The sequence below is a fragment of the Ruegeria sp. HKCCD9138 genome (genome assembly GCF_057220975.1).
This window is the reverse complement of the sequence record NZ_JBWVAZ010000005.1, coordinates 12,908-38,004: the sequence shown is the minus strand read 5'-3', so window position 1 is coordinate 38,004 and position 25,097 is coordinate 12,908. Positions and strand designations below refer to the sequence as shown.

The 25,097-nt window shown below is 57.6% G+C and carries 21 protein-coding genes and 1 tRNA gene; 17 read left to right on the top strand and 5 right to left on the bottom strand.

Going from position 1 to position 25,097, the window contains the following annotated elements; all coding sequences use genetic code 11:
* The first annotated feature begins 822 nt into the window (after positions 1 to 822).
* From mraZ to AC2TEL_RS10350, 9 genes are all read left to right on the top strand, one after another.
* Positions 823 to 1,326 carry a division/cell wall cluster transcriptional repressor MraZ gene (gene mraZ, locus AC2TEL_RS10390; protein ID WP_480843712.1) on the top strand — a complete coding sequence of 168 codons (504 nt, stop codon included), beginning with the start codon at positions 823 to 825 and terminating at the stop codon, positions 1,324 to 1,326.
* 4 nt (positions 1,327 to 1,330) lie between these two features.
* On the top strand, positions 1,331 to 2,323 hold the full coding sequence (gene rsmH, locus AC2TEL_RS10385; protein ID WP_480904167.1) for a 16S rRNA (cytosine(1402)-N(4))-methyltransferase RsmH: 993 nt from the start codon (positions 1,331 to 1,333) through the stop codon (positions 2,321 to 2,323).
* On the top strand, positions 2,320 to 2,688 hold the full coding sequence (ftsL, locus tag AC2TEL_RS10380; RefSeq protein ID WP_480843711.1) for a cell division protein FtsL: 369 nt from the start codon (positions 2,320 to 2,322) through the stop codon (positions 2,686 to 2,688). Before rsmH ends, ftsL begins: the two co-directional genes overlap by 4 nt.
* Positions 2,685 to 4,472 (top strand): peptidoglycan D,D-transpeptidase FtsI family protein, encoded by a 1,788-nt coding sequence (locus tag AC2TEL_RS10375; RefSeq protein ID WP_480903674.1) that lies wholly within the window; start codon positions 2,685 to 2,687, stop codon positions 4,470 to 4,472. Before ftsL ends, AC2TEL_RS10375 begins: the two co-directional genes overlap by 4 nt.
* A gap of 22 nt (positions 4,473 to 4,494) precedes the next feature.
* Positions 4,495 to 5,976 (top strand): UDP-N-acetylmuramoyl-L-alanyl-D-glutamate--2,6-diaminopimelate ligase, encoded by a 1,482-nt coding sequence (locus AC2TEL_RS10370; RefSeq protein WP_480903671.1) that lies wholly within the window; start codon positions 4,495 to 4,497, stop codon positions 5,974 to 5,976.
* Complete coding sequence (locus tag AC2TEL_RS10365; protein WP_480903668.1) at positions 5,973 to 7,367, top strand: UDP-N-acetylmuramoyl-tripeptide--D-alanyl-D-alanine ligase; 1,395 nt, start codon at positions 5,973 to 5,975, stop codon at positions 7,365 to 7,367. Before AC2TEL_RS10370 ends, AC2TEL_RS10365 begins: the two co-directional genes overlap by 4 nt.
* A 24-nt stretch (positions 7,368 to 7,391) precedes the next feature.
* The gene (gene mraY / locus AC2TEL_RS10360) at positions 7,392 to 8,474 is read left to right on the top strand and encodes a phospho-N-acetylmuramoyl-pentapeptide-transferase (RefSeq protein ID WP_480843707.1); all 1,083 of its coding nucleotides are present in this window, start codon (positions 7,392 to 7,394) and stop codon (positions 8,472 to 8,474) included.
* A 149-nt stretch (positions 8,475 to 8,623) separates the two neighbouring features.
* Positions 8,624 to 10,039 (top strand): UDP-N-acetylmuramoyl-L-alanine--D-glutamate ligase, encoded by a 1,416-nt coding sequence (gene murD / locus AC2TEL_RS10355; protein WP_480903665.1) that lies wholly within the window; start codon positions 8,624 to 8,626, stop codon positions 10,037 to 10,039.
* A gap of 84 nt (positions 10,040 to 10,123) precedes the next feature.
* Positions 10,124 to 10,504, top strand: coding sequence for a glycine zipper family protein (locus tag AC2TEL_RS10350; RefSeq protein WP_480843703.1), 381 nt, complete (start codon positions 10,124 to 10,126; stop codon positions 10,502 to 10,504).
* Here the strand turns inward: AC2TEL_RS10350 and AC2TEL_RS10345 are convergent.
* On the bottom strand, positions 10,501 to 11,679 hold the full coding sequence (locus AC2TEL_RS10345; RefSeq protein WP_480903662.1) for a BaiN/RdsA family NAD(P)/FAD-dependent oxidoreductase: 1,179 nt from the start codon (positions 11,677 to 11,679) through the stop codon (positions 10,501 to 10,503). The genes AC2TEL_RS10350 and AC2TEL_RS10345 overlap by 4 nt on opposite strands.
* Positions 11,680 to 11,852: 173 nt before the next feature.
* On the opposite strand from AC2TEL_RS10345, the gene AC2TEL_RS10340 reads away from it, so the two are divergent.
* Positions 11,853 to 11,938 (top strand) — tRNA-Leu (locus AC2TEL_RS10340).
* Positions 11,939 to 12,027: 89 nt separating this feature from the next.
* Here the strand turns inward: AC2TEL_RS10340 and AC2TEL_RS10335 are convergent.
* The 3 genes from AC2TEL_RS10335 to AC2TEL_RS10325 all read right to left on the bottom strand — a co-directional run bounded on the left by AC2TEL_RS10335 (position 12,028) and on the right by AC2TEL_RS10325 (position 14,278).
* Entirely contained in the window at positions 12,028 to 13,098 is a 1,071-nt protein-coding gene (locus AC2TEL_RS10335; protein ID WP_480903659.1) for an agmatine deiminase family protein, read from the bottom strand.
* A gap of 102 nt (positions 13,099 to 13,200) precedes the next feature.
* Positions 13,201 to 13,698, bottom strand: coding sequence for a hypothetical protein (locus tag AC2TEL_RS10330; RefSeq protein ID WP_480843695.1), 498 nt, complete (start codon positions 13,696 to 13,698; stop codon positions 13,201 to 13,203).
* Complete coding sequence (locus AC2TEL_RS10325) at positions 13,691 to 14,278, bottom strand: helix-turn-helix transcriptional regulator (protein ID WP_480903656.1); 588 nt, start codon at positions 14,276 to 14,278, stop codon at positions 13,691 to 13,693. The genes AC2TEL_RS10330 and AC2TEL_RS10325 overlap by 8 nt, the downstream gene beginning before the upstream one ends.
* Before the next feature lie 748 nt (positions 14,279 to 15,026).
* Here AC2TEL_RS10325 and AC2TEL_RS10320 point away from each other — a divergent pair.
* The 6 genes from AC2TEL_RS10320 (at position 15,027) to AC2TEL_RS10295 (ending at position 23,835) form a co-directional block, all read left to right on the top strand.
* Entirely contained in the window at positions 15,027 to 17,315 is a 2,289-nt protein-coding gene (locus AC2TEL_RS10320; RefSeq protein WP_480903654.1) for a hypothetical protein, read from the top strand.
* 129 nt (positions 17,316 to 17,444) lie between these two features.
* The gene (locus AC2TEL_RS10315) at positions 17,445 to 19,400 is read left to right on the top strand and encodes a type I secretion protein (protein ID WP_480903651.1); all 1,956 of its coding nucleotides are present in this window, start codon (positions 17,445 to 17,447) and stop codon (positions 19,398 to 19,400) included.
* A 37-nt stretch (positions 19,401 to 19,437) separates the two neighbouring features.
* A complete protein-coding gene (locus tag AC2TEL_RS10310) occupies positions 19,438 to 21,735 on the top strand; it encodes a type I secretion system permease/ATPase (RefSeq protein WP_480903648.1) in 2,298 nt (765 codons plus the stop codon).
* A 9-nt stretch (positions 21,736 to 21,744) separates the two neighbouring features.
* Entirely contained in the window at positions 21,745 to 23,085 is a 1,341-nt protein-coding gene (locus AC2TEL_RS10305; RefSeq protein WP_480843686.1) for an HlyD family type I secretion periplasmic adaptor subunit, read from the top strand.
* Between the two features lie 85 nt (positions 23,086 to 23,170).
* The gene (locus AC2TEL_RS10300) at positions 23,171 to 23,563 is read left to right on the top strand and encodes a rhodanese-like domain-containing protein (protein WP_480903645.1); all 393 of its coding nucleotides are present in this window, start codon (positions 23,171 to 23,173) and stop codon (positions 23,561 to 23,563) included.
* An 83-nt stretch (positions 23,564 to 23,646) separates the two neighbouring features.
* The gene (locus AC2TEL_RS10295) at positions 23,647 to 23,835 is read left to right on the top strand and encodes a hypothetical protein (protein WP_480903643.1); all 189 of its coding nucleotides are present in this window, start codon (positions 23,647 to 23,649) and stop codon (positions 23,833 to 23,835) included.
* Here AC2TEL_RS10295 and AC2TEL_RS10290 read toward each other — a convergent pair whose 3' ends face one another.
* On the bottom strand, positions 23,836 to 24,636 hold the full coding sequence (locus tag AC2TEL_RS10290) for an alpha/beta fold hydrolase (RefSeq protein ID WP_480903640.1): 801 nt from the start codon (positions 24,634 to 24,636) through the stop codon (positions 23,836 to 23,838).
* 46 nt (positions 24,637 to 24,682) lie between these two features.
* Here AC2TEL_RS10290 and AC2TEL_RS10285 point away from each other — a divergent pair, with 46 nt between their 5' ends.
* On the top strand, positions 24,683 to 25,057 hold the full coding sequence (locus AC2TEL_RS10285) for a hypothetical protein (RefSeq protein WP_480843678.1): 375 nt from the start codon (positions 24,683 to 24,685) through the stop codon (positions 25,055 to 25,057).
* Positions 25,058 to 25,097: the final 40 nt, after the last annotated feature.

Below are 25,097 nucleotides of genomic sequence, written 5' to 3'. Positions count from 1 at the left end.
ATAGCGGGTGTCATCAATGCTGCTATGCAGCAAATGCATAGATATCATTATGTTGCCCGCCGACAGCGCAAGCCGCCTTTAAAACAGGGATTTGCAGCTTGGTCATGCCCCTTGCGCGCATGTTTGGGGAGAGGGGGCGTGCGATTTGTTTAGGCGGATGCGGTTGAAATCTGGGCTGATTGAGAACTGGACGACGGCGCTGGTGCTTTAATTGCTGGGATTGATTTGGTGCTATGGGAATTCATGGGCCGATACCTTCTAAGGTGCGGTTGGCTAAATCCCTTACCACGCGCGGTGGGTGATTCGGCGGAAACCGAGGTCAAAACTAAAGTCAGCGTTAGTTCTGGCGGGGTTTTTCGAAAAATTCTGGGAAATTGTGGGAAGAATCTGATTCCTGTCGATGCGCATACATCTTGTGTTATTGGAATCGACAAGGGCAACTTGTGGTGCGATTTTCGCTATATCTTGTGATTCTGTGAGGCCATATTGTCTTCGCATTATAGCGGTATCCCAAAAATGACTATTGATTTCCATGAATTCCCATGCCATCCCTTATACATCCGATGAGGACGAGGCACATGGGGCACCAAACGACCCCGAACCAAAAAGACTAATTCAGGTTTCATACAGGCATCTCGCTTTCATCACTCAAGAGATCCGGCGCGCGGGCGAGCAGACATCCCCCCAGGTGGCGCGCGCAGCTGGACATCCCGCAAAGCGGGTCAATGCGGCGGGTTGATCAGTGGCAGCAGATCAACCCGCCGTTTTTCATCCGGGGGAACGTGAAATTTGGGTGGGGCGCAAGCGAAAGGGACAGTCGTCTTGGCGCGCAGGTTTAGAGGTGAAAGCCACCACAAGGTGGACACGAAGGGCAGGGTGTCGATCCCGGCCTCGTTTCGCCGTGTGCTGGAAGCCTCTGACCCAAACTGGCAGCCCGGTGACAATCCCGAACTGGTGATTGTCTATGGCGACCACCGAAGGAAATACCTTGAATGCTACACGATGGAGGCCATCGACGAGGTTGATGCCAAGATCGATGCGCTCCCACGCGGTTCGATGCAGCGTAAGATGTTGCAGCGCATGTTCCATGGTCAGTCTTTCCCGACCAATGTGGACGAAACCGGACGGCTGGTGCTGCCCGCGAAGTTGCGCACCAAGATCGAGCTTGAGGGCGAGGCGTTTTTCATCGCTGCCGGTGATACATTTCAGATTTGGAAACCCGAGACCTACGAGGCCGAAGAACTGGCAGCAGCCGAAGAATGGCTGGATGATCTGCCGGACGACTTCGACCCAATGGAGTTCCTCGACGGAACCGGGGATGCGTGACGGCATGGCCGGCGCAGGGAACCCCTCGGACAAACCTCACATCCCCGTTTTGCTGCGCCCGCTTTTGGCCGCCGTGGCACCGGTGTCCGGAGTTTGGCTGGACGGAACGTTTGGCGCTGGCGGTTATACGCGTGGTCTGCTGGAGGCCGGGGCAGACAAAGTCATCGGCGTGGATCGTGACCCGCTCGCCTTTGAAATGGCTGCGGATTGGGCCGGCGAATATGGTAATCGATTGGTGATGCAACCAGGTGTATTCTCGCGCATGGACGAATACGCACAGGATCTGGACGGGGTCGTGTTGGACTTGGGTGTTTCTTCGATGCAGCTTGATCAGGCCGAGCGTGGTTTTTCCTTCATGAAGGACGGCCCGCTGGACATGCGCATGAGCCAGGAAGGCGAAAGCGCTGCAGATCTGGTCAATACCGCGACCGAGGCGCAACTTGCCGATATTCTGTTCCACTACGGCGAAGAACGCGCCAGCCGTCGCATTGCCAAGGCCATCGTCAAGGCGCGGGCCGAAGAGCCAATCACTACGACCCTGAGGTTGGTCGAAATCATCGAATCCTGCCTGCCACGTCCGAAACCGGGGCAATCACATCCGGCAACGCGCAGCTTTCAGGGCCTGCGCATCGCAGTGAACGCCGAATATGAGGAACTGTTTCAGGGCCTTATGGCCGCTGAACGCGCATTGAAGTCGGGCGGGCAACTGGCTGTTGTCACATTCCATTCCATCGAAGACAGAATGGTGAAGCGGTTTTTCCAGTCTCGCGCTGGCAAAACCGGGCGCCCCAACCGTTATGCGCCCGAAACACAGCAGGAACAGCCGCAATTTACACTGAAAACCCGTAAGGCCGTCGGCCCCGATGATCAGGAATTGCAGGAAAATCCGCGCGCGCGTTCGGCCAAGCTGCGCGTGGCCATTCGGACCGAGGCTCCGGCCGGCGAAATCGATGCCCGCGCCATCGGGATGCCTCAGTTGGGGGGAAGGGCAAGATGAAGAGTGTGTTGTATGTGTTGACTGCTCTGTCCGTGTTCGGGCTGGCGCTATGGGCATATCAGGAGAATTACCGGACGCAGCAGGTACTGAAGGAAACCCAGTCGCTGCAACGCCAGATTGGCGTCGCGCAGGCGCGGTTGGCGGTGCTGCACGCAGAATGGGCCTATCTCAACCGCCCTGACCGACTGCGTGAACTGGCCGACCTGAACTTTGAGCGTTTGGGTCTTTTGCCCTTGCGGGCAGAGCAATTCGGGCGCGCAGATCGTATTGCTTACGGTGAAGACCCCGATCTGCCCGAAGTTGATCCCGATGAGTTGCAGGCCATCACCGAGGTTCAGGCATTGATCGAGGTGCAGATTCCATGACACGCACACCTCTTCGCCCGCTTGCGCGAATCCTTGATGCCCGTGCCCGCGGTGAAAACCCCAAGGCTATCGAGCGTGAGAACATCCGCCAGCGTCACGAAGACATGAAGGACCGTGCCCGCGCCCGGGCCGAAGGGCGCCTGCTGGTCCTGGGTTTGTTTTTCTTCTGTGCCTTTTCCGTGGTCGGGTTCCGCATGGGGATGCTGGCAACCTCAGAGGCGCAAGAGCCTCTGGCCAGTGCGCCGGGGGCCTCCATCGCCATGCAGCGTGCCAACATCGTGGACCGTGAAGGGCGAATCCTGGCAACCAATCTGGATACGTATTCCGTTTACGCCCAACCCCCTCTGATGATCGACCCCATTGCTGCGGCTGAAAAGCTGGTGGCTATTTTCCCCGATCTGGAAAAAGAGAGGCTGATCAAAGATTTCACGGGCAAACGCAAATTCCTGTGGATCAAAAAACGGGTTTCGCCCGAGCAGAAACAGGCTGTTCACGACATCGGCGATCCCGGCATCCTGTTCGGCCCGCGCGAAATGCGCCTTTATCCTAACGGTAAACTAGCTGCGCACATTCTGGGCGGGTCCGGTTTTGGTCGTGAAGGTGTCAGTGCGGCTGAGGTGATTGGCGTTGCCGGGGTTGAAAAACAATTCGACGACTATCTGCGGGACCCGGCCAACGGCAACAAGCCGCTGCAACTGTCCCTCGACCTTACAGTTCAGGCGGCGGTCGAGCAGGTGCTGTATGGCGGCATGAAGATCATGAACGCCAAAGGTGCCTCGGCCGTTCTGATGAATGCACATACAGGCGAAGTGATTTCGGCTGCTTCGCTACCATCTTTTGATCCAAATGACCGGCCACGCCCTCCGACTTCGGGGTTTGATCCTTCCGACAGCCCTCTGTTCAACCGCTATGTTCAGGGGGTTTACGAACTGGGTTCCGTTTTCAAGATCTTCACTGCTGCGCAGGCCGTTCAGCTTGGGTTGGTGAAATCCGAGACGATCATCGACACGTCCGGCCCGATGAAGATCGGGCGGTTCCCGATCGGAGAGTTCAACGGCAAGAACTATGGCAAGATCAGTGTGGCGGATGTGATCATGCACAGCTCGAACCGGGGCACCGGGCGGCTGGCTTTGCAGATCGGTGCACGGCGGCAGCAGGACTTCCTGCAGGCATTGGGTATGTTCGATCCGACCCCGTTCGAGATTGTCGAAGCGAAGGGTGGCGCACCCCTTAAACCCAAGAAATGGGGCGAGTTGAGCACTGTGACGATCTCTTACGGTCATGGGCTTTCAACCAGTCCGATGCATCTGGCAGCAGGTTATGCTGCGATTGCCAATGGTGGGCACTATGTCAGCCCCACGATTCTGCGAAGGAACGGGCCGCAATATGGCCCACGGGTCATGTCGCAGGGGGCGGCACGCCAGGCACAAAAAATGTTGCGCAAGGTCGTGACGGACGGAACGGCCAGCTTTGGTGACGTTCCGGGTTATGCCGTCGCCGGCAAGACCGGAACGGCGGACAAGCCGAAACCGCGTGGTGGTTATTATGACGATAAGGTCATCGCCACGTTCGCCACGATTTTCCCGGCATATAACCCGCAATATGTTCTGGTGGTTACCCTGGATGAGCCGTCGATCGTGGCTTACGGCGAAAAACGGCGGACGGCGGGCTGGACGGCGGTGCCCGTGGCCTCGGAACTGATCGCACGGATTGCACCCCTGCTGGGCCTGCGTCCCCGGCTTGAGCCTGAGGCGGGCGCTGCTATAACGCTGACTTCGAATTAGACTGTCCGGCAAGAGGTGGGTCATGGGCGCAAGGTCAAAGAAACTCAGCCAACTGGCCCTGACCGCTCGGGGTGGGGCGAACCCAACGATCACCGGCCTGGCTGTTGATAGTCGTGAGGTCAAGGATGGATACCTGTTTGCGGCGCTGCCTGGAACACGGGTCCACGGCGGCGAATTCATCGAATACGCCTTGCGCATGGGTGCGGCGGCAATACTGACCGACGCCGAGGGGGCCGAGATCGCGGCTGATGAGCTTGCCCGTTCCGATGTCGCGTTGATCGTGGTCGAAGACCCGCGTCAGGCGCTGGCGGGCTCGGCCGCATTGTGGTTCGGTGCACAGCCTCAGACAATCGTTGCTGTTACGGGTACTAACGGCAAAACGTCGGTTTCCAGTTTTGTGCGCCAGATCTGGACCGAACTCGGCCATGCCGCCGTCAACCTGGGCACGACCGGCGTTGAAGGCAGTTGGACCGCCCCGCTGGCGCATACCACGCCCGAGCCGATCACATTGCATCGCTGCCTCGCCGAAGCGGTGAGAAATGGCGTGACGCACGCGGCGATGGAGGCTTCGTCCCATGGTCTTGAGCAGCGCCGGCTGGACGGGGTTCACCTGTCGGCTGCCGGATTCTCGAACTTTACGCAGGACCATCTGGACTATCACGAGACGTTTGAGGCCTACTTTAATGCCAAGGCCGGGTTGTTTGACCGGGTTCTTCCGCAAGACGGTACAGCTGTGGTCAATCTGAGCGACCCGAAAGGCGCGCAGGTTCGCCGGATCGCGGAACGTCGTGGTCAGTCGGTACTGACGGTAGGTTTGGGATCGGCCGATATGTGTCTGATCAATCAGCGATTTGATGCAACCGGGCAGGATCTGCGATTCTCGTGGAAGGGGAAGGTCTACCAGACTCGTCTGAACCTCATCGGCGGCTTTCAGGCGGAAAATGTTCTGCTGGCCTGTGGCTTGGTCATTGCAGCCGGGGATGAACCTGAGCGTGTCTTTGAGACGCTGCCCCACATGGCAACCGTTCGGGGACGCATGCAACTGGCCGCCACGCGCGAGAACGGCGCGGCGGTCTTCGTCGACTATGCCCACACACCGGATGCGGTGGCCACGGCGCTCAAGGCTATGCGGCCACACGTGATGGGGCGTCTGATTGCGATCGTCGGTGCCGGGGGTGATCGCGATGCCACCAAGCGCCCGTTGATGGGAAAGGCTGCAGCGGCCAACGCGGATATCGTTTTTGTCACCGACGACAACCCCCGCAGCGAAGATCCCGCAACGATCCGAACAGCCGTCATGCTTGGCGCGCCTGAGGCGACCGAAGTCGGTGATCGGGCCGAGGCGATCCTACGCGGCGTCGACGCGTTGCAGCCGGGCGATGCGCTGCTCATCGCGGGTAAGGGCCATGAGACGGGTCAGATTGTTGGCGATCAGGTACTGCCCTTTGACGATGTCGAACAGGCCAGCATTGCCGTGGCCGCGCTGGACGGGCGGGTCGCATGACACTCTGGACTGCGCAGGAGGCCGCAGAGGCCACAGGTGGACACGCTACATCGGATTGGAAGGTCAACGGTGTTTCGATCGACACACGCACATTGCGGCCCGGTGACCTGTTTGTTGCTTTGAAGGCAGCGCGAGATGGGCATGATTTTGTCGCTCAGGCGCTCGAAAAAGGGGCAGGCGCCGCGATGGTATCGCGGGTGCCGAACGGTGTGGCAGAGGACGCCCCTCTTTTAATTGTCGAAGACGTTCAGGCGGGACTTGAGGCACTGGGGCAGGCGGCGCGCGCCCGGTGTTCCGCGCAAGTAGTGGGTGTCACTGGAAGCGTTGGCAAGACTTCGACCAAGGAAATGCTGGCCACGATATTGGAAACGCAGGGCAAAACCCATGCCAGCGTCGCCAGTTACAATAACCACTGGGGGGTGCCGCTGACATTGGCCCGGATGCCGCGCGATACAGATTTCGCAGTGATCGAGATCGGGATGAACCATCCGGGCGAGATCGCTCCGTTAGCCCGGCAAGCCCGCCCACATGTCGCCCTGGTCACGACAGTTGCAGCTGTCCATCTTGAGGCGTTCGAGTCAGTTGCCGGTATTGCCCATGAAAAAGCCGCTATTTTTGAAGGGCTGACCGATGGTGGCGCGGCCATCGTGAATGCCGATATCGAACACGCGCAGATCCTGCGCGATTGTGCTGCGGCGGCCGGTGCCAAGATGGTCGATTTCGGGCGGAACGCGAAGGACTATGTGCTGTCAGACGTAGCCCAGTCCGCAAATTCGGTCAAAGCGCAGGCTATGGTCGACGGTCATTCGACGACATTCGAGGTCAAATCCGCAGGCACGCATTTTGCCATGAATGCGCTGGGTGCGCTGGCGGCGTGCGCCGAGCTGGATATTCCGTTGAAGCAGGCAATCCAGGGCCTTGGCCGCTGGTCACCGGTGACCGGACGCGGAGTGCGCGAAACTCTGCCTCTGGCAGGAAGCGGGCAGATTGAACTTCTGGACGACAGCTACAACGCGAACCCGACCTCGATGGAGGCCGCGCTGGACGTTCTGGCCGCAGCGCAAGGCGCCCGTCGCATTGCGTTTCTGGGCGATATGAAAGAACTGGGCGCACAAGAACACGCAATGCACGCGGCTATGGCGGAAGTTGAGGCGATGTCACGCGTTGACAAGGTGCATTGCATCGGGCCGCTCATGCGGGCGCTGCACGAGGCGTTGCCCGAAGATAAGCGCGGGCTGTGGTTTGAATCCAGCGATGAAATGGCCGCGCAACTACCCGACCTGATCCGGGAGGGGGATGTTGTATTGGCCAAGGGCTCGTTGAGCATGGCGCTGGCGCGAATTGTTGACGGTTTGCGGAAAATGGGGCATGAGCGCGCGCTTGAACCATGACCGCCGCGTGAGAGAGGTTTTGTAATGCTGTACTGGTTGACCGCCTTGTCGGATGGAGGGGATTTCTGGAACCTCTTCCGCTACATCACCTTCCGCGCTGGCGGCGCCTTTATGACGGCATTGGTTTTCGGGTTTCTGTTCGGCAAACCTCTGATCAACGTATTGCGCAAGAAGCAGGGAAAAGGGCAGCCGATCCGCGACGACGGCCCCGAGGGGCATTTCAACAAAGCCGGTACACCGACAATGGGCGGGTTGCTGATCGTCGGCGCGCTGGTCACGTCGACACTTGTCTGGGCACGGTGGGACAACCCTTATGTCTGGATGGTTCTGTTTGTTACGCTGGCCTATGCGGCGATCGGTTTTGCGGATGACTATGCCAAGGTTTCGAAACAGAACACCAAGGGCGTATCCGGCAAGATGCGAATGGCGCTGGGCATTCTGATTGCCGTACTGGCGGCGCTTTGGGCAACCTTGCACCACCCCGAAGCGCTACAGAACCAGCTGGCTTTGCCGATTTTCAAGGATACTCTGATCAATCTGGGTATTTTCTACATTCCTTTCTCGATCGTTGTGATCGTCGGGGCCGCAAATGCGGTGAACCTGACCGACGGGCTGGATGGTTTGGCGATCATGCCCGCAATGATTGCTGCCTCGACGCTGGGTGTTATTGCCTATGCTGTGGGACGCGTCGACTTTACCGAATATCTGGACGTGCATTACGTGCCAGGAACAGGAGAGATCTTCATCTTCACCTCGGCGCTGTTCGGCGCAGGTCTGGGTTTTCTGTGGTACAACGCGCCACCTGCGGCTGTGTTCATGGGTGACACCGGTTCGCTGGCATTGGGCGGTGCATTGGGCGCAATCGCGGTGGCAACCAAACACGAGCTGGTGTTGGCGGTTGTCGGTGGCCTGTTCGTCGTCGAGGCGCTGAGTGTGATCATTCAGGTGCTGTATTTCAAACGCACCGGAAGACGCGTGTTTCTGATGGCGCCAATTCACCACCACTATGAGAAAAAGGGATGGGCAGAACCTACTATCGTCATTCGGTTCTGGATCATCTCCCTGATCCTGGCGATGATCGGTCTGGCGACCCTCAAGGTCAGGTAGCACTCCCGCCAGGTTCGGCGGGCCTGCGGCCAGCCTGCCACCTGTTGGGCCCGGCTCGCGCATAGGCGCGAGCCTGAACGCGCCCTTGCCATTCGGAATTTCTTCGGTGCAGTGTGGCAGCGCATAATTTTCTTGTGAGGGTGGGCAGAATGATCCCGGTCAAAGGGTTTTCCGGACAGAAAGTTGCGGTACTGGGCCTTGGCCGCTCCGGGCTTGCCACCGCACGAGCTTTGCGCGCCGGCGGCGCCGACGCGGCCTGTTGGGATGACAATCCAGCCGCACGCGAAAAGGCCGAGGCCGAAGGGTTTCAGTGTGCCGATCTGCACCGAAATGGTGCATTCGACAATGTAGCCGCGCTGATCGTGTCTCCGGGAATTCCGCATCTTTTTCCAAAGCCCAACTCCATTGTGAAAGCCGCGCTTGACGCGGGCGTGCCAGTGGATAACGACATCGGATTGTTCTTCCACTCATTCGCGGGGGCAGAGTGGAACAACTACGACACGCCCCCACGTGTAATCGCGGTGACCGGATCGAATGGTAAATCCACGACCGCTGCATTAATAGACCATATCTTGTCCGAAGCCGGACGAGAGTGCCAACTGGCGGGCAATATCGGACGGGGTGTTCTGGACATCGACCCGGGCGGCGACGGGTCTGTCGTGGTATTGGAACTGAGCAGCTACCAGACCGAACTGGCCCGCGCTCTGACGCCAGACATTGCGGTTTTCACCAACCTATCGCCGGATCACCTGGACCGGCATGGGGGTATGGGTGGCTACTTTGCAGCCAAGCGGCGATTGTTTGCCGAAGGCGGCCCTGACCGTGCCGTAATCGGCGTCGATGAAACCGAAGGAGCATTTCTGGCGGGGCAACTGGCCGAAGCGGCAGCAGATGATCGGGTGATCCGTGTCTCGGTCGCGCGGAAACTGGCGGGTCCGGGTTGGCAGGTCTTTGCTCGAAAAGGGTTCTTGTCAGAGTACCGCAAGGGGCGACAAGCCGGTTCGATCGACCTGCGCGACATCAGGGGGTTGCCCGGAACCCACAACCATCAGAACGCTTGCGCCGCTTATGCGGCCTGTCGTGCGCTGGGGCTTGCGCCGCGCGTGATCGAAGCCGCCATGCGCAGTTTCCCGGGCCTGCCACATCGCAGTCAGGTAGTAGCCGAGGAAAACGGGGTCACTTACGTCAACGATTCAAAAGCCACGAACGTCGATAGCGCGTTGAAAGCGCTGAACGCCTTTGAACGCATCCGCTGGATTTGCGGCGGATTGGAAAAAGAAGGTGGACTTGCTGCGTTGAACGAAGCTGGCGGTCGGGTCCTCAAGGCCTATGTAATAGGGCGCGAGGCGGCCTCGTTTGCCATCCAACTGGATATGGAAACAGCAGTATGCACGGATATGGCAACTGCTGTTGAACAGGCCATGCAAGACGCCCGACCGGGCGAAACCGTTCTGCTTGCCCCCGCCGCGGCCAGCTTCGATCAATACGACAATTTCGAACAGCGGGGTGAGGATTTTACGAAGAACGTCAAACACCGGCTGAAAGAGGCCGCCGGTTGCAATTGATTGCCGGTTCGGCAAAGCTTGGACCCTATCCGCTTGACGCGACATTGTTATTGGTCTTGCCTTGCGAAAATTCAACACGAGGTCATGGATATGCCAAACCGTAAGTCTCTTTTGATTGTTCCCGCAATTCTGCTGGCGGGTGCCTGCTCGAATGTCGGGGCAAATTATCAACCCGTGGTCGATGGTCCGGTTGGGCCAAACTACAATGCTGATCTGGCTCAGTGTCAGGCGCTGGCACGGTCTCAGCCGACCGTTGACAGTCGTACGGCGGGCGCAGCAGCGATCGGTGCTGTCGGGGCTGCAGGCACCAAAGCCATCATCGACGACAGTGCCAGTGATCTCGGACGCGCTGCGGCTGCAGGTGCTCTGGTCGGTGCCGGCGCCAGCGCGCTCCAGAATACCCAGAACCAGGAAGTGATCGTGCGCAATTGCATGCGCGGGCGCGGCTACAACGTGGTCGGCTAACGGCCGGCGATTGCCGTTCCGGCGGCGTGGCCAGAGGACCACGCCCACTGGAAATTGTACCCGCCCAGCCAGCCGGTGACATCCACCGCTTCGCCAATTGCATAGAGGCCGGGGACATCCTTGGCCTCCATCGTTTTTGACGACAATCCCTTGGTATCGATCCCGCCCAAAGTGACCTCGGCCGTCCTGTACCCTTCGGTTCCCGAAGGCAGCAGTTGCCAATCGGTCAGAGCGGCGATCAATTCACCAAGCGCGGCATCGGACTGATCCGCCAAATTTCCGTTCATCGGAATGTGATGGCTCAAGTAGTCGATCAACCGAGTGGGCAGGTGCCGTGCCAGTTCTGTCTTCAATGCCTTGCGACCTGCCGACTGCCGCTGTTCGCGCAGAAGATCGAACAAGGGAAGATCGGGTATCAGGTTGGCGGAAATCTCCTCTCCTTCGCGCCAGTAGGATGATAGCTGCAATACCGCGGGTCCACTCAATCCGCGATGCGTGAACAACAGTGCCTCATCAAAACTTGCGTGGGAATTCGTAAGACGCGCAGGCACGGAAACACCTGACAAATCATTGAATCGGCCATCGGAAAACGTGAACGGCACCAGAGCTGCCCGTGTATCCGTGATTTCGAGGCCAAATTTCCGAGCGATTTCATAGGCGAGCCCAGTCGCCCCCATTTTGGGGATCGATTTGCCGCCTGTCGCAAGCACCAGATTGCGACAGGTCACGCTGTATCGACATCCATCGCGTTCGAGCTCTGCAGCGAACCCGTCTTCGGTCTGGTCAAGCGTTTGCAGTGTGGTTTGCAGCCACAAATCGGCACCTGCGCGTTCCATTTCGGCCAGCAGCATTGCGATGATCTGCTTCGATGAGCCATCGCAGAACAATTGCCCCAGCGTCTTCTCGTGCCAGGCGATGCCATGGGTGTTCACAAGATCAAGGAAATCCCATTGCGTATACCGTGCCAGGGCGGATTTGCAGAAGTGCGGGTTGCCGGACAGAAAATTTTCGGGACCCGCGTACAGGTTGGTGAAGTTGCACCGCCCGCCACCCGAGATGCGGATTTTTTCGCCCGGTGCCTTTGCATGATCGATCACCAGGACCCGCCCGCCACAGCGGGTCGCGCACATCATGCCTGCTGCTCCGGCGCCCAGAATGATCGTGTCGTAAGTCATGCCGAGGCCTTGGCTTGATTCCGGCGTGAAGACAAGAGGGATCAGGATTGCAGGAGCTGGCTCAGGTTTCTTTGAAGGAACAGAAAATCCTGGTGTCTGGTCGGTGAAACGGATTGTATTCAGTGGCCCGTGGCCTTACTGGTTTTTCAGACCCGCAACGGGTCCGGCGCCGTGCGGGCGTGATGGAATGGTAGACATATCAGACTTAAAATCTGAAGGGCGTACGCCCGTGTGGGTTCGAGTCCCACCGCCCGCACCACTGCGCTAAGACATGCTTTGCAAAACAGAAAACTTGCAGGTGTAGCCAAATGGCTGAAGGGCTTCGGCCTGGGCTTCACGGCGTTTTGGTCAAGCAACCGGCATCTGCTGTGCCGCGCAATGAATTCCTCCGCCCATTTCGCCCAACGGATCGACGTTCAGCGTGATGATTTCACGGTCTGGGTAATGGCGCGCCAGAGCGGTTTTGGCAATTTGGTCTGTCTCGCGGTCGCCAAACTCTGCCGCAATCACGGCATTGTTGCAGACGTAGTAATTTGCATAAGATGCTACGAAATCAATGCCTTTTATACGTGGTGAGTGCGGCTCGGGAATGATGTCAACCTGCAGGCCCGACGTGACAAGCTTGTCATATGTATCAAACGCTGCAAGGTGAAACGGGTCGTTCACGTCCGGCACGTCGGGAAGATTAATCAATACTCTCCCGGGTCCGATGAACCGGGCAAGGCTGTCGATGTGGTAATCGGTTATGTCTTCGCCCCAGACGCCTTCGGACCAAATCATGCGATCCGCGCCATAGGCTTCCAACAGGCGGGACTCGATCTCATTGCGTGACAAGTCCGGGTTGCGGTTCGCGTTCACCCAACTGCTTTCATGAGCAAGAAGTACGCCGTTGCCGTCCTGTTCAATCCCGCCCGCTTCACCGACTAAGCCGGTGGGCAAAAGCGGCAGTCCCAGCAATTCTGCCACACGACGCGCAATCTGGCTGTCGTGTGTGTCGACTTGCTTCCCACCCCAACCGTTGAATTGGATGTGGCTGATGGCAATTTCGCCGGCAGGGTTTACGACAAAAATCGGACCTGAGTCCCTGCACCACAGATCTTCGGTTGGAACGTCCCAAAGCTCGACTGCGCCAGTTAGTTTCGAACGTGCGGTGCTGTGGTCCGCTCGGGCCGCCAACATCGAAACCGGTTCAAATTCCGCGATCATATTTGCGATGTCGGCGATGGTCTGTTGAATCATTTCGAGGAATAGCGGGTCGGGGTATACTTGTCTGCTGACAGGCCACTGCATGAATGTCCGCTGGTGTCTGGAGTCTTCCGCGGGGACAAAGAAACCTGTTTTTGAACCTGCCGAGGTAAGGCCCGCCGGTCCGATCATTCCAAGTGCTCCTCCGGACAAGAGCAAGTCACGTCGTTTCACCAAGCCACCCTGCATCGTTGTTCCAAGCGGTTATAAACATGAGCGTACTGAGACAACACCTAAGATATCCACCGCTGGCTGAAAAATTCACCTACAGGATGATCAGACGGGATATCCCAATTGACGGATCAACTGCCAGATATCGCGGTTTGCGGCTGACAGCTGGTCGACCACGCCTTCGATCTCTTTCATGGCCTTTTCATCAACGGTGTCGGCACGGCCAAGCTTGATATCGGTTTTGCGATCGGCAATGCGCATCAGAATGGTCTTGGGGTTCCCGCTCTCGGGGTCAAAGGAATAGATGCAATGATTGTACCTGTTCCGAATTGCGGCCAGACGGGTAAGGCGATGCGTATGATCCAGAATTGGGTCGCGTACCTCGGGGGGTCTCCCCTCCATCTTGGCAAGCCGTTCGACAAGGTCAATCCGCGCGCGTGTCGTGTTGAGGGTCAGGAATATGATAACGGCCACATCTTTATTGGCCCCGGTCAGGCCCGCGATCAAATGGATCAGCAAGCTTTCGGTATTGGTCCACATATAGTTGAGACGGCCGACCAGAAGGATCAGCCTGTCAAACCGGGTTTCGAATGTGTCAGTCACGAAACTGCTCGTCCGGAGCGACCTCGAAGAAGAAATGAGCTGCTGCGGTGCGGTTGCCCACTCCGATCTTCCCGGAAACATTATGTAAATGCAGTTTTACGGTGTGTTCGGTGATCCCCAGTTTGGCTGCAATCATCTTGTTGCTTTTGCCTTGCGAAACCAATTTCAGCACCTGCTTCTCGCGACGTGTCAGCGTTGAATAGAGCTTGAGCTTACTGGGCTCTGTCTTTCGCGCGTGTGATTGTTCCGGCTGCACGTCCCGCGTGTGCGGGAGGCAATCGGCCACAAAGCTGGGCAGGTGCAATTCCTCATGCATCAAAAGGCGCAGAATAGCGCGCCACACGTCCGGCGCGACATTCATCGGCAGATAGCCGATGTCGCCATGATGTCGCCTGTCCCAGTGTTCGAACAGAAACCTGGCCGAATTCTCCTTGCGATATGCAAACGCAAGGCACCCCGCCGCCGCCACTTTCGTGTAGTCCGAGGGGCGCGCCAACAGGTCTTCCAGCAACATCTGGTCGACTATGATAATGCTTTCGATTGGGGTCTGTTTGCCGTTGTTCGAACGTAGAGTATCCAAACTGTCGTACCGAAAGGCCAGCACTCCAAATTCGCTTTGTACACTTCTCAGGGTTTGGTTGGAGTAGAATAATTCCTTTCCAATAAAAACTACTGATAATTCTGCTGGGTAATCATTCTGATTGCGGGCGTTATTTTTCAATGAATCGATCATTGCTTCCTTCCCCACTAATAAACGGTCCCTTGCAAATAGGGCGCGATACTTAACCGGTACAGGATGTTCAAAGGGTCTCTAAAATGTGTGCACATTATAGCTGAAAGTGCGGAAATCGGCAACCAATGGGAATTGTGTTTTTCTGGAAATTAGAACTTTTGGTTAGGGAAAAAACCCTTGTTGAATTGTAACCCAGCGATAAGTCTGAATTTATTCCAATCCCTGGTCAGATCGTTAGGTTCTTGCGCCAGCGCCTCACGTTTGTCGGCGCCACTGTAAAAAACGAATTCAATACAGCTTGTTACATGGTTTTATGCTTTTGGTCAGCTAGTCACAGTTCTGTGTCGCTGCAACGATGAACCTGCTTCAATTTTGGAAGTGTCCTTGAACCTGACCGGTGAACAGGCCGCTTATTTTGCGGAATCTGCGAGGTCACGGAATCGGCTTGGCCGAGAAAGGGGGTGCAGACAGAGAAAAACTTTGGTGGCAATCGCGCATGATTTTGTGCGCGGGTGCTTTTCGGTTTGTTTCAATCGCGCTTGTAATCGCTTTTTAGATGAATGGCGGTCTGGCGCTCGAAAGATGGAAATTTATTATGAGACGCAATACGAATAATACAAATGTCACGACCGTTGACGAAGTAAATATCGACAATCTTGACGCTGATTTCGAAACAGATATCGAAGTTGCAGAAGCCGAGATTGATGCCGACCTGAACGCACAACAGCAACAACAGGATCAGGCTGTCGAAAACAACAATGCCGACCAGAATGAGCAGAGCCAGGAACAGTCAACCGAGGTTGGCAATGAGCAAGGCCAGGACCAAGATCAGAACCAGGCTCAGCAACAGGCTCAGAATCAATCCAACGTCAATGGCGGCGACGACAGCAACGACAACTCGAACACCAACTCGATCAACATTGATTTTGGCGGTGGCGAGTGGATTCCGCGTGACGACGACAAGGTCGATGTTGACGTGAGCAAAGGCGGCTATGTTGGTGGTGACGTGATTACTGCCGGCGACGCCCTGGATTACGATCCGGGCGACGACCTGAATCTGAACATCTCGCTTGATGGTGCCGGCAATGACATGTCGTCGATCAACAAACAGATGGCGGAGCTGAGCGACGATGACACGCTGTCAAACGCGTCAGTGTCAAACAACTCGGGCTTTTATCAGTATGGCGACGCCAATGGCGGCACTGCGAACGCGCAAGAAGGCATCAAAGTGTCCACGGATGGCGGCAATTCCGGCGGTGGTGGAACCAGCTATGGCGGTTCGGCTGCCTCGGACACCTATGGCAGCCATGCGCTGGGCTTTGGCGGTAATACCGGTGATGCCGGTGCAAGCTCGGAAGGTGGCGCCGGTGGTGCCTCTGGTAATGCAACCAATGTCAGCGCGGGACTGGGATTGTCCGGTGCGGGCGCGGACGGCGATAGCGCCGGCGGAAATGGTGGCAATGCCACGGGTAACTCCAACGCAAACAATAACGGCTCGTCTGGCGTAGATGCCGACGGTACCGGCGGTGACGGCGGAAGCGCGGACTCGTTTGGCCTTGGCCTTGGCCTCGGTCTTTCGGGCTCGAACGCCAATGGCGATGCAGACGGCGGCGACAACGGGTCCAGCTCTGACGCGTCAGGATATGGCTCTGCCGGCAACTACTCTCCTGCGAGTGGAGCAAACGGCGGCGACGCAACCGGGACAACCGCCGGGACAGCGAATAACTCCAGCGATGCAGATACCGAAGCCAACGATGCGACTGCCGGCAGCAATGCCGCGGAAGGCGAGGCAAACAGCGCCTCCACCAGCAGCGCCGACGGTACTGGTGGTGATGGTACTGGTGGCGACGGTACCGGCGGTGATGGTACTGGCGGTGATGGCACCGGTGGCGACGGCACCGGCGGCAATGGCGAAGGTGGATTCTCGGCACTAGTCGAGGCGGCCATCATGGCCCTGCAGGAAGAAATCGCCGGATTTGATGCCGAAGCCGGTGAAGGCGGCGACGGAACCGGTGGTGACGGCACTGGTGGCGACGGAACCGGCGGCGACGGCACCGGTGGAACCGGTACTGGTGGTGCCGGTACTGGCGGAACGTCTTCGGCAGAGTCGACGTCCCAGGGTGTTGGTGATCAGTCTACCAGCGGTCCAGACATCGATCAGAGTCCTGGCGATGTGAATGGTGCAGCCAGCAACTCGCAAGCAACGGACACGGATGGCGGCGCCGGTGGCTCCAACTCCGCGACTGGCTCGGCAACCGGATCGGGATCCGGCTCGTCGATGGCTGATGGCGTGGCGGGTGCCGGTGGTACAACCACACCGACCTCGACTTCGACCGGTAGCGGTGCGGGTTCGGCCGATGCGGCCAATACCGCTGGTGCGGGTGGTGGTGCCGACGTCATGGGCGACTCGGCGACGACCGGCACAGCCGACAGCCTTGCTGAAGCCATCGCCGGGTATGGCGGATCGGCCAACAGCGACAACGACGCCACTTCGACCGGGTCGGGCAGCGCCACTGGCGCGGCAAGCTCGGGTGCGGGCGGCGCCGGAGGTATGGCTTCGTCGACCGGCGGAACCAGCGGTTCGTCCACTGGAACCGGCATGTCTGGCGACACCATGGGTGCAACTGTTACCGGCGGTAGCGCAGCAGGTGCCTATTCAGGCGCTGGCGGTGCTGGCGGCAATGGCGGCAACTGGGGCTCGAACAATGGCGGTGACGGCATCGTGACCGGTGAGTCCTATGCCTCGGCAGCGGCCGTGGTCGACACGTCGGCCTTCAACCAGTCGATCATCATGGGTGCCAACGTACTTGGCAATTCGGTCGATACGACAATGGTTGGCGGAGCAATGTCTTCGTCTTACGCAAGCGACGATACTGACGTCTAAAACCAGTTTCGGAGGCCGCATTTTCGGCCTCCGTGTTTTAACTAATCGCCGGGGCCGGACTGTCGGCCCCGGCACAGCGAACCCAGATCCGGAAATTTCTGGCCGGTGAGGGAGATAGGGATCATTCAGATGTCTCTCGACAGTGTTACGGAAACGATTGCCCATTTTATCGGAACCTTTAACCTTACGATTGAACAAGCCCGCCTGAGGGATCAATACGAAGAATTCACTGCGCTGCGGCGCAAGTTCGAGCTTGATGAGCTGGAAGATCCATCGGCTATCAGGGTTAAGGCGGAATTGGACCTTGATCCCGGAAAATATGACCCGCTTCCGTACCGGCTTCCATCTCCTCCGACCGATCCGGATTCGCCTCCGCCGACCGAAGGCGTGGGTGCGGGGCCTTTGATCTCTGTGGGACTGCCGTACCTGCCAGAAATCCAGTTGCCAGAGGTTGAGCCGATTGTGTCTGCGGAGCAGGCTATTGTCATCCTGCAACCCCAGATCGTGACAGATTTAATCGGATCGGCCGTTACCTACACATTCCAGACCCTGTTCATGCGCGACAATGACACGTTAGGTTCGGGTGATTTCCGCGACGCCGAAACTTTGATGGCGCAGGCCGAAGCCATGTTGGATACGGCCTTGTCCTTGCACGCATTATCCGCGCCGTCGTTTTCGATATCGGACTATCTTTCCGTAGAGTACGTCGAAGCGTTGGCCCAGAAAATGCTGTCGCCGATTACGGCTGAAGTGGAAGGAGTAACCATCTACCAGTTCCACGGCGATGACGCGGTTGGCATCATTGTGAACGGGCAGCGTGTTGATGAGGCCCCGCAATGGAGCGATCTGCTTCCCGCGTATCATCAGCCCGATGATCCCGAAAGCGAAGATGCGGGGCCAGAAATGACTCCCGCTGAGTGGGATCAAAGTAAAGATCCGGAATTTGCGGACGGGCACACCGTGGTCACCGGTGGGAACCTTGCGATTAACGAGGTGGCTGCGACCATTGCATGGGTGGACGCCCCGTTCATCGCGGTCGGTGGTCAGGCGGTCAATCTGACCATGATCAGTCAGGTTGCAGTAGTCTCGGATCACGACCAGGGCATCCCCGGCTCCGGATCAGGAACAAATGTCGTCCAGTCCTCTGAAATCAAGACCGAGGCGAAAGCGGCACCTTGGTTGGACGCCACAACCAATCCCGGCGGCCAGCCGTCGCAAATTCATATTGACTGGATTCAGACTGATCTGATCGTGTCGAACTTTATCCAGCAAACGATTGACGCCACCGATATCGACCACATTCAGACCGAAATAACCGCCGCCTCAACTCTTTATACGATGGGCGCGAACCAGTTGGTCAACGTGACGGATATCGTGCAGTTGGGCAGCTATTATGACCTCATCATGATTGCCGGCGACATGATTTCCGTCGACATGCTGTTTCAGACCCTTGTCCTGGCCGATGATGATGTGGTTACCGGCGGAATGCCCGGACCTGCGCGCGGTGCCGACGATAACCTGCTGATGAACCAGGCGTCATTGACCACACTTGGCCAGGATATCGAGGGTGCCGTTCAGAAAGAAATATCTGACGCGATGGCGATTGCCAAAGCGGATCTTGCTGCTCTTGAGGATGCATTGCTGAACGATCCGATGTTCGCCGGCATGGAGCAGATGCGTGTGCTCAAGATCGACGGCGACCTGTTGCAGCTTAATATCGTTGACCAAGTTACCAAGCTGTCAGATCAGGACGATATTCATCTGAGCGGGCCAAATGCCGCCCAGACCGAAGTGATCGCGGGCAGCAATGCGATGCTGAACGCGGCCAACATTACCAAGTCCGGAGTGGACTCGACGGTTATGGCGGCAAACGGAACCTATTCGGATCTCTTGATTCATCAGGCCAGCCTGATCGACTCGCCCCAGGCCGACACCGGTTCGGAGCTTGCCAACGAAGCGATTGCCTTCCTGATGGATGACCCAAACCAGACGGGTGCTCAGGCGGGCGTAGATCAGAACGGTCCGGATTTGACCCCGTCCGAGACAGCGAACTCAGTCGATGGCCTGCAGACCATGCTGGCCTGATTTCCGTAAATGTTACGAGTGACTCAAAGGTTTATTCATGTCGATTTGTTTTTCGTCACGCCGCACCCGTTACTCCAGCCCGCTGGACCGAAACGGAGGCGCACAGGCGAATACCAAGAAGCCCCGCATTGAATCGCTATCCATAAAGCCGGCGAAAGCACCGGCGGCAGACAGAGAGCTTCTTTTGACCGGGGAAATGCGTGTGCCGGACGCCGATCAGGATTCAACCACGACCACGCTGACCGGCGAAAATACCAAGGCGGTGAAAGCTGAAGAGGCCGGACAGGCGGTGCAACCTCCGCAATCGCCAAAGGTCGACCCTGCCGGCATGAAAGAGCAACCACCGCAAGCCTCAGAACATCAAGTGCGCGCCGAACCTCCCCAACAGCGTGCGCAGCCGCAACCTGCCACCGACAATTCCGGCGTGGACAGCGGCGAAGGGGTGGCCAACGCCGATACCTTGGATCGTGATACCACCGACCAGTCGACTGCGCGTATGACCCCCTCTGCGCCGTCGGACGGCGGAGATCGCATGGGCGCCACGATCGAGGCCAAGGCTAATCAGCCGTTGTTGCGACCGGAATCCGGCGGCGGTGACGGTAAAGGGCCACCCCAGACATTCCACAAACGCACTCCGCCCGAGGATTTTCAGAAAACGCTTCGCACGTCTCTACGCGCAATCTGGCGTAACCTTTCATTCGTTCTGTTGCTGACTTGCGCCACGAATATTCTGATCCTCTCGATCCCGATTTACCTGTTCCAGATCAGCGACCGAGTACTGACCAGCCGGTCACTGGATACGCTGATCATGTTGACGGCAATCGTAGCCGGGGCCGTAATCTTCCAATCAGCGTTCGATGCGGTGCGCCGTTTCATGCTGATGCGCACAGCTGTCGAGGTTGCCGCACGTCTTGGCGCACCGGTATTGAGTGCAGCCGCGCATGCCTCGTTGCATGGGAACGGCCGCGAATACCAGACACTGGGCGATTTGCAGCAAGTAAGAGGTTTTCTTGTCTCGGGTACTCTGATCTCGTTCCTGGATGTTCCCTTTGCGCCGATGTTCATCCTGATGATCTTTTTGGTGCATCCGCAGCTTGGAATGATCGTTGTGGTTACTGCGCTGCTTTTGATGATTATCGCCCTGATCAACCAGAAAATGACTGCGAAGCCGTTTGCCAATGCCAATCGGGCGCAATCGATGGCAAACCAGCATCTGGATTCGATGTCGCGCAACAGTCAGATCATAAACGCTTTGGCGATGATCCCCGAGGCGGTACGCATCTGGGGGCGCGATACGGCACAATCCCTGACGTGGCAGGTGCGCGCGCAGGATCGCAACGTGATCTTCGCCGCAATATCACGGGCAGTGCGTCTGCTGACGCAGATCGGGATTTTGGGTTGGGGGGCTTATCTGGCCCTGCAAGGCGAGATTACCGGCGGTATGGTCATCGCGGCCTCGATTATCGCGGGCCGCGCATTTGCGCCGATCGAAGGGTCGATCGAAGGCTGGAACAACTTCCTGCTGACGCGTGGCGCTTTTGGCCGCATCAAGGCGCTGCTCTCCAACTCTGCGCTGCAGTTTGAGAAGCTGCGCCTGCCGCGCCCAGAAGGCCGGCTGGATGTGGAGCGTCTGCTTTACGTTCCCGGCGGCACCAAGCGGGTGGTTCTGAACGGCATTAATTTTTCGCTCAATCCGGGTGAAACGCTGGCTATCATCGGCAACTCCGGCGCAGGCAAGACAACGCTGGGAAAATCGTTGGTCGGTTCGGTTCTGCCGACATCCGGCAGCGTGCGGTTGGATCTGATGGATATCCGCAACTGGGATCCTCGCCAATTCGGGGAAAGCATCGGGTACCTGCCGCAGGATGTGCAGCTGTTTCCCGGAACCATCAAGGACAATATCGGCCGTATGCGGGCTGATGTGACTGACGAGCAAATCCACGATGCTGCGGTTCTGGCCGATGTGCACAATATGATCGCTACACTGCCGCAAGGATATGAAACCGTAGTGGCCGCAGACGGCGCGCCGCTGTCCGGCGGGCAAAAGCAACGTATCGCACTGGCGCGGGCCTTTTTTGGCAACCCCCGAATGGTGGTTCTGGATGAGCCAAACTCGAACCTGGATGTGGCAGGGGACAAGGCGTTGGCGCGGGCGATCGAACAAGCGCGGGAAAGCAAAATCACGGTCGTCGTGATCACGCAAAAACCCACGCTGCTGAATGTGGTGGACAAGATCATGCTGCTGACGGATGGCCGCGTTGCACTGTTCGGTCAGCGCGATCAGGTCTTGCAGGAACTCAGCGGCCACCGACGTAAGCCCGAGTTGCAAAGGTAGGGGGATGTGATGAACGACCTGGCTCGAACCGATGACCCGACCCTTTGGTATTCCGAGGTCCCACGCTCGATCAACAAGCTGATCGTCATTGGAATTCTGATGTTGATTGTATGTTTTGGTGGCTTTGGCGTGTGGTCGTTCAGTGCTCCGCTGGCCGCTGCGGTTATCGCCCAGGGTAGCTTTGTCGCCACCGGGCGAAACAAGATCGTGCAGCATCTTGAGGGCGGGATTATCGAGGAAATCCTGGTGCTGGAAGGCGCGGCGGTTGAAGCCGGTCAGGTTCTGATGACGCTGGACCAGACTTCTGCACAAGCCAATGAGCGCGAATTGTTCATCCGCAAGATTCGCTTGCAGGCCATGACCGAACGCCTGTTGGCCGAACACAGCGAAAAAGAGCAACTGACTTTCTCGCCCGCTCTGATCGAAGCGTCGAGCGATGTCGAAGTAATGACCATTCTCGACAGTCAGAAGCTCAGTTTTGACGTGTCGCGCAAAACTTTGCTGAACGACATCGCTCTGCTGGAACGCAACATGGAGGCGCTGAGGATACGCGCATCGGGGTTTGAAGCACAGCTGATCAGCATGAAACGCCGGTCGGATATTCTTCAGGAAGAGTTCGACACGAAACAATCCTTGTTCGAAAAAGGGTTAGTGCGCAAAGGTGATCTGAACACGATCCGCCGGGTTCAGGCCGAGGCCGAAGGCCAACTGGCGCGTTTGCAGGCCGAAACGGCTGAAGTCAACCAGATGCTTTTGAAGTACGAGGAACAGATTTCGCGAACCCGATCTGCCTATCGTGAAGCCGCGTTGGACGAATTGGGCGTGATTGAGGCTGATCTGGAAAGCGTGCGTGAAAAAGCGCGTCAGGCGCGCAGCGTTCTGGACCGCGCCGTTGTGCGTGCGCCTGTGACCGGAACGGTCGTTCGTCTGCATCACCATACGCCGGGCGGTGTTATCGAAACCGGTGAACCTATCGCAGAAATCCTGCCAGCCGATGCGCCACTGATCATCGAAGCGCAGATACCGCGCACTGAAATTGACAGCGTAGTAACCGGGCAATCCGCAACGGTGCGTCTGGTGGCCCTTAATCAACGCACCACACCGGTGCTGAGCGGCGAAGTCTTTTACGTCTCGGCCGACGCGTTGCTCGAGGATTCGGCCGGTGTTCCGCAAGAGGTCTATCTGGCGCGTATTTCCCTGACAGCCGACGAAATCGAACGTGTTCGCGGTTTTGTCCCGACCCCGGGAATGCCAGCCGAGATCATGATCCAGACAGAAGAGAGGACTTTTGCGGCCTATATCGCCAAACCCGTGGTCGACAGCATGTCCCGTGCGTTTCGGGAACACTGACGTTCGTGCGATCGGCCCCGACACGGCTACATCTTCGAAAAATTGCATGTTAACCTCTGGCCAGATCAGAACTGGAGGAATGCTCATGCCGCTGACGGTAAAAACTATGCTCGAGGCTGCAAACGCCGTGGTCGAACGCATCGACGTGAATCGGGCGAAAAACCTGCTGGAGCAGGGCGCACTGCTGTTGGATGTGCGCGATGCACCCGAGTTGGAACGAGCCGGACGCGCTGTTGGGGCGCATCATATCCCGCGTGGGATGCTGGAGTTTCGCGCTGACCCGGAATTGCCCTCGTACGACGCAGAACTGCGCAAGGATCGCCCGATAATCCTGCATTGTGCCTCGGGCGGGCGTGCCGCACTGGCGGGTAAGCTGCTCAGGGAAATGGGGTATGAACAGGTCTACAACCTCGGCGGTTTCGCGGATTGGGTAAATGGCGGTGGCAAGGTGGTCGGTCCGGTGGATTCGGGGATGTAACCCTTTGATCTGATGCAGATCAAGGAAGTTGCATTCAGTTGTTGCTATGTGAATCTCAATTGCCACCGGATAGGACGACTGACATGTTTCGCCTTGCCGCCATGTTGTACTCTTTGATCGCTACCGCCACGGCAGGGACCGCCGTAATCGCCGTTTTGTCGGCTGGTATGGTTTCAGCCATGGCCATTCTTGCGGCAGCCGCGGTAGGGGCTGTTGTGGCTGCGCCGGTATCCTGGCTGGTGGCAAAGCGCCTGTATCAAGACGCCGCGTAGTCAGGCATTCAGGAATGCCCGGACCGCAGCCTCGAACTCTCGCGGTTTTTCGGCATGCAGCCAATGACCGGCGCCGGGGATCTTGGCAAACTTGGCGGATGGGAAAAGGCTGCGAATGCGGTCTCGATGTTCGGGCAGCACATAGTCAGATGCGGCCCCGGACAGAAACAGTGCCGGACCGTCCCAGGAGGATGAGATGTCCGGAAAGCCCATGATTTTGGGCATTTCTTCGGCCAGAACATCCAGATTAAGACGCCATTTCCTTTTTTCGGTATCCAGCGATTGCGTGAAAAAGCTCTGCAGTGCTGTGTCGACACCCAGTTCGGACAACTGTTCCTGCGCATCCGATCGTCTTTCGACACGTGACATATCAACGGCACGCATCGCTTCGATGAATTGGATTTGGCTATGGCCGTAGGAAACGGGCGCGATGTCGGCGACAACAAGCTTGCGCACCATTTCACCATGTTGAAGGGCCAATACCATTGCGGCTTTGCCCCCCATGGAATGCCCGACGACATCTGCCTGACCGCCAATACTCTCAATCACTTCGGCCAGATCGTTGGCGAGATGGGGATAATCATGATGACTGTCCCAAAAACTGTAGGCATGATTGCGCATGTCCACGGCGATCACTTGCCGCTCATCTGAAAGCCTGCGGGCAATGACGCCCCAGTTCCGGGCCGAGCCATACAAGCCATGAGCAATCAACAATGGCGGTTTCTGTGTCGGCGTGCCGTGAATGATCGTGTTCAGCATATTGCCGTGATACCTTTCACCGGGCGGAGTAACCAGCCCCATTGTCCCCCGCCCCACCCACAGCTACATTGCCCGTTCAGGAGGGCTCATGTCGCAGGAAACCGAAATCCAATCCCGGATATCCGAGACGATCCAGTTGCTGCGCAAAAAGCTCGGCGTGCGCGACAAAACGCTGGCTGCATCCGTTCGGCGGGCAAAGCGGCGACTACCGCGCAAGGTCTACAAACAGGCTTTGGTGCTCGCCAGTGCCGAGCCAATGGTCGAACACCCAAAGCTGAGGTTGATTCTGGATACCCCTGCACTTCAGAAAGCGTCGGATGAGGTGCAGTCCCACCTGAATTCCATCAATCTTGCGGATCGCCGTTGGGGCCTGTTTCTGAGTATTCTCGGCTCAATGGCGCTCGGTTTACTGGCTCTTGCGACTGTGTTTCTTGTGATCCTGCGTTGGCAAGATTTCATCTGACCACTTAGGTGAAGAATGCGCTCAACAAAATAAGAAACGG

Excerpts from the sequence above, each read along its gene's own strand:
- AC2TEL_RS10300 (WP_480903645.1), top strand. The coding sequence starts at position 23,171 with ATGCCGCTGACGGTAAAAACTATGCTCGAGGCTGCAAACGCCGTGGTC.
- ftsL (WP_480843711.1), top strand. The coding sequence starts at position 2,320 with ATGAAGAGTGTGTTGTATGTGTTGACTGCTCTGTCCGTGTTCGGGCTG.
- rsmH (WP_480904167.1), top strand. The coding sequence starts at position 1,331 with ATGGCCGGCGCAGGGAACCCCTCGGACAAACCTCACATCCCCGTTTTG.
- AC2TEL_RS10370 (WP_480903671.1), top strand. The coding sequence starts at position 4,495 with ATGGGCGCAAGGTCAAAGAAACTCAGCCAACTGGCCCTGACCGCTCGG.
- AC2TEL_RS10320 (WP_480903654.1), top strand. The coding sequence starts at position 15,027 with ATGAGACGCAATACGAATAATACAAATGTCACGACCGTTGACGAAGTA.
- AC2TEL_RS10310 (WP_480903648.1), top strand. The coding sequence starts at position 19,438 with ATGTCGATTTGTTTTTCGTCACGCCGCACCCGTTACTCCAGCCCGCTG.
- AC2TEL_RS10290 (WP_480903640.1), bottom strand. The coding sequence starts at position 24,636 with ATGGGGCTGGTTACTCCGCCCGGTGAAAGGTATCACGGCAATATGCTG.
- mraY (WP_480843707.1), top strand. The coding sequence starts at position 7,392 with ATGCTGTACTGGTTGACCGCCTTGTCGGATGGAGGGGATTTCTGGAAC.
- AC2TEL_RS10285 (WP_480843678.1), top strand. The coding sequence starts at position 24,683 with ATGTCGCAGGAAACCGAAATCCAATCCCGGATATCCGAGACGATCCAG.
- AC2TEL_RS10345 (WP_480903662.1), bottom strand. The coding sequence starts at position 11,679 with ATGACTTACGACACGATCATTCTGGGCGCCGGAGCAGCAGGCATGATG.
- murD (WP_480903665.1), top strand. The coding sequence starts at position 8,624 with ATGATCCCGGTCAAAGGGTTTTCCGGACAGAAAGTTGCGGTACTGGGC.
- AC2TEL_RS10315 (WP_480903651.1), top strand. The coding sequence starts at position 17,445 with ATGTCTCTCGACAGTGTTACGGAAACGATTGCCCATTTTATCGGAACC.
- AC2TEL_RS10305 (WP_480843686.1), top strand. The coding sequence starts at position 21,745 with ATGAACGACCTGGCTCGAACCGATGACCCGACCCTTTGGTATTCCGAG.
- AC2TEL_RS10295 (WP_480903643.1), top strand. The coding sequence starts at position 23,647 with ATGTTTCGCCTTGCCGCCATGTTGTACTCTTTGATCGCTACCGCCACG.
- AC2TEL_RS10375 (WP_480903674.1), top strand. The coding sequence starts at position 2,685 with ATGACACGCACACCTCTTCGCCCGCTTGCGCGAATCCTTGATGCCCGT.
- AC2TEL_RS10365 (WP_480903668.1), top strand. The coding sequence starts at position 5,973 with ATGACACTCTGGACTGCGCAGGAGGCCGCAGAGGCCACAGGTGGACAC.
- AC2TEL_RS10350 (WP_480843703.1), top strand. The coding sequence starts at position 10,124 with ATGGATATGCCAAACCGTAAGTCTCTTTTGATTGTTCCCGCAATTCTG.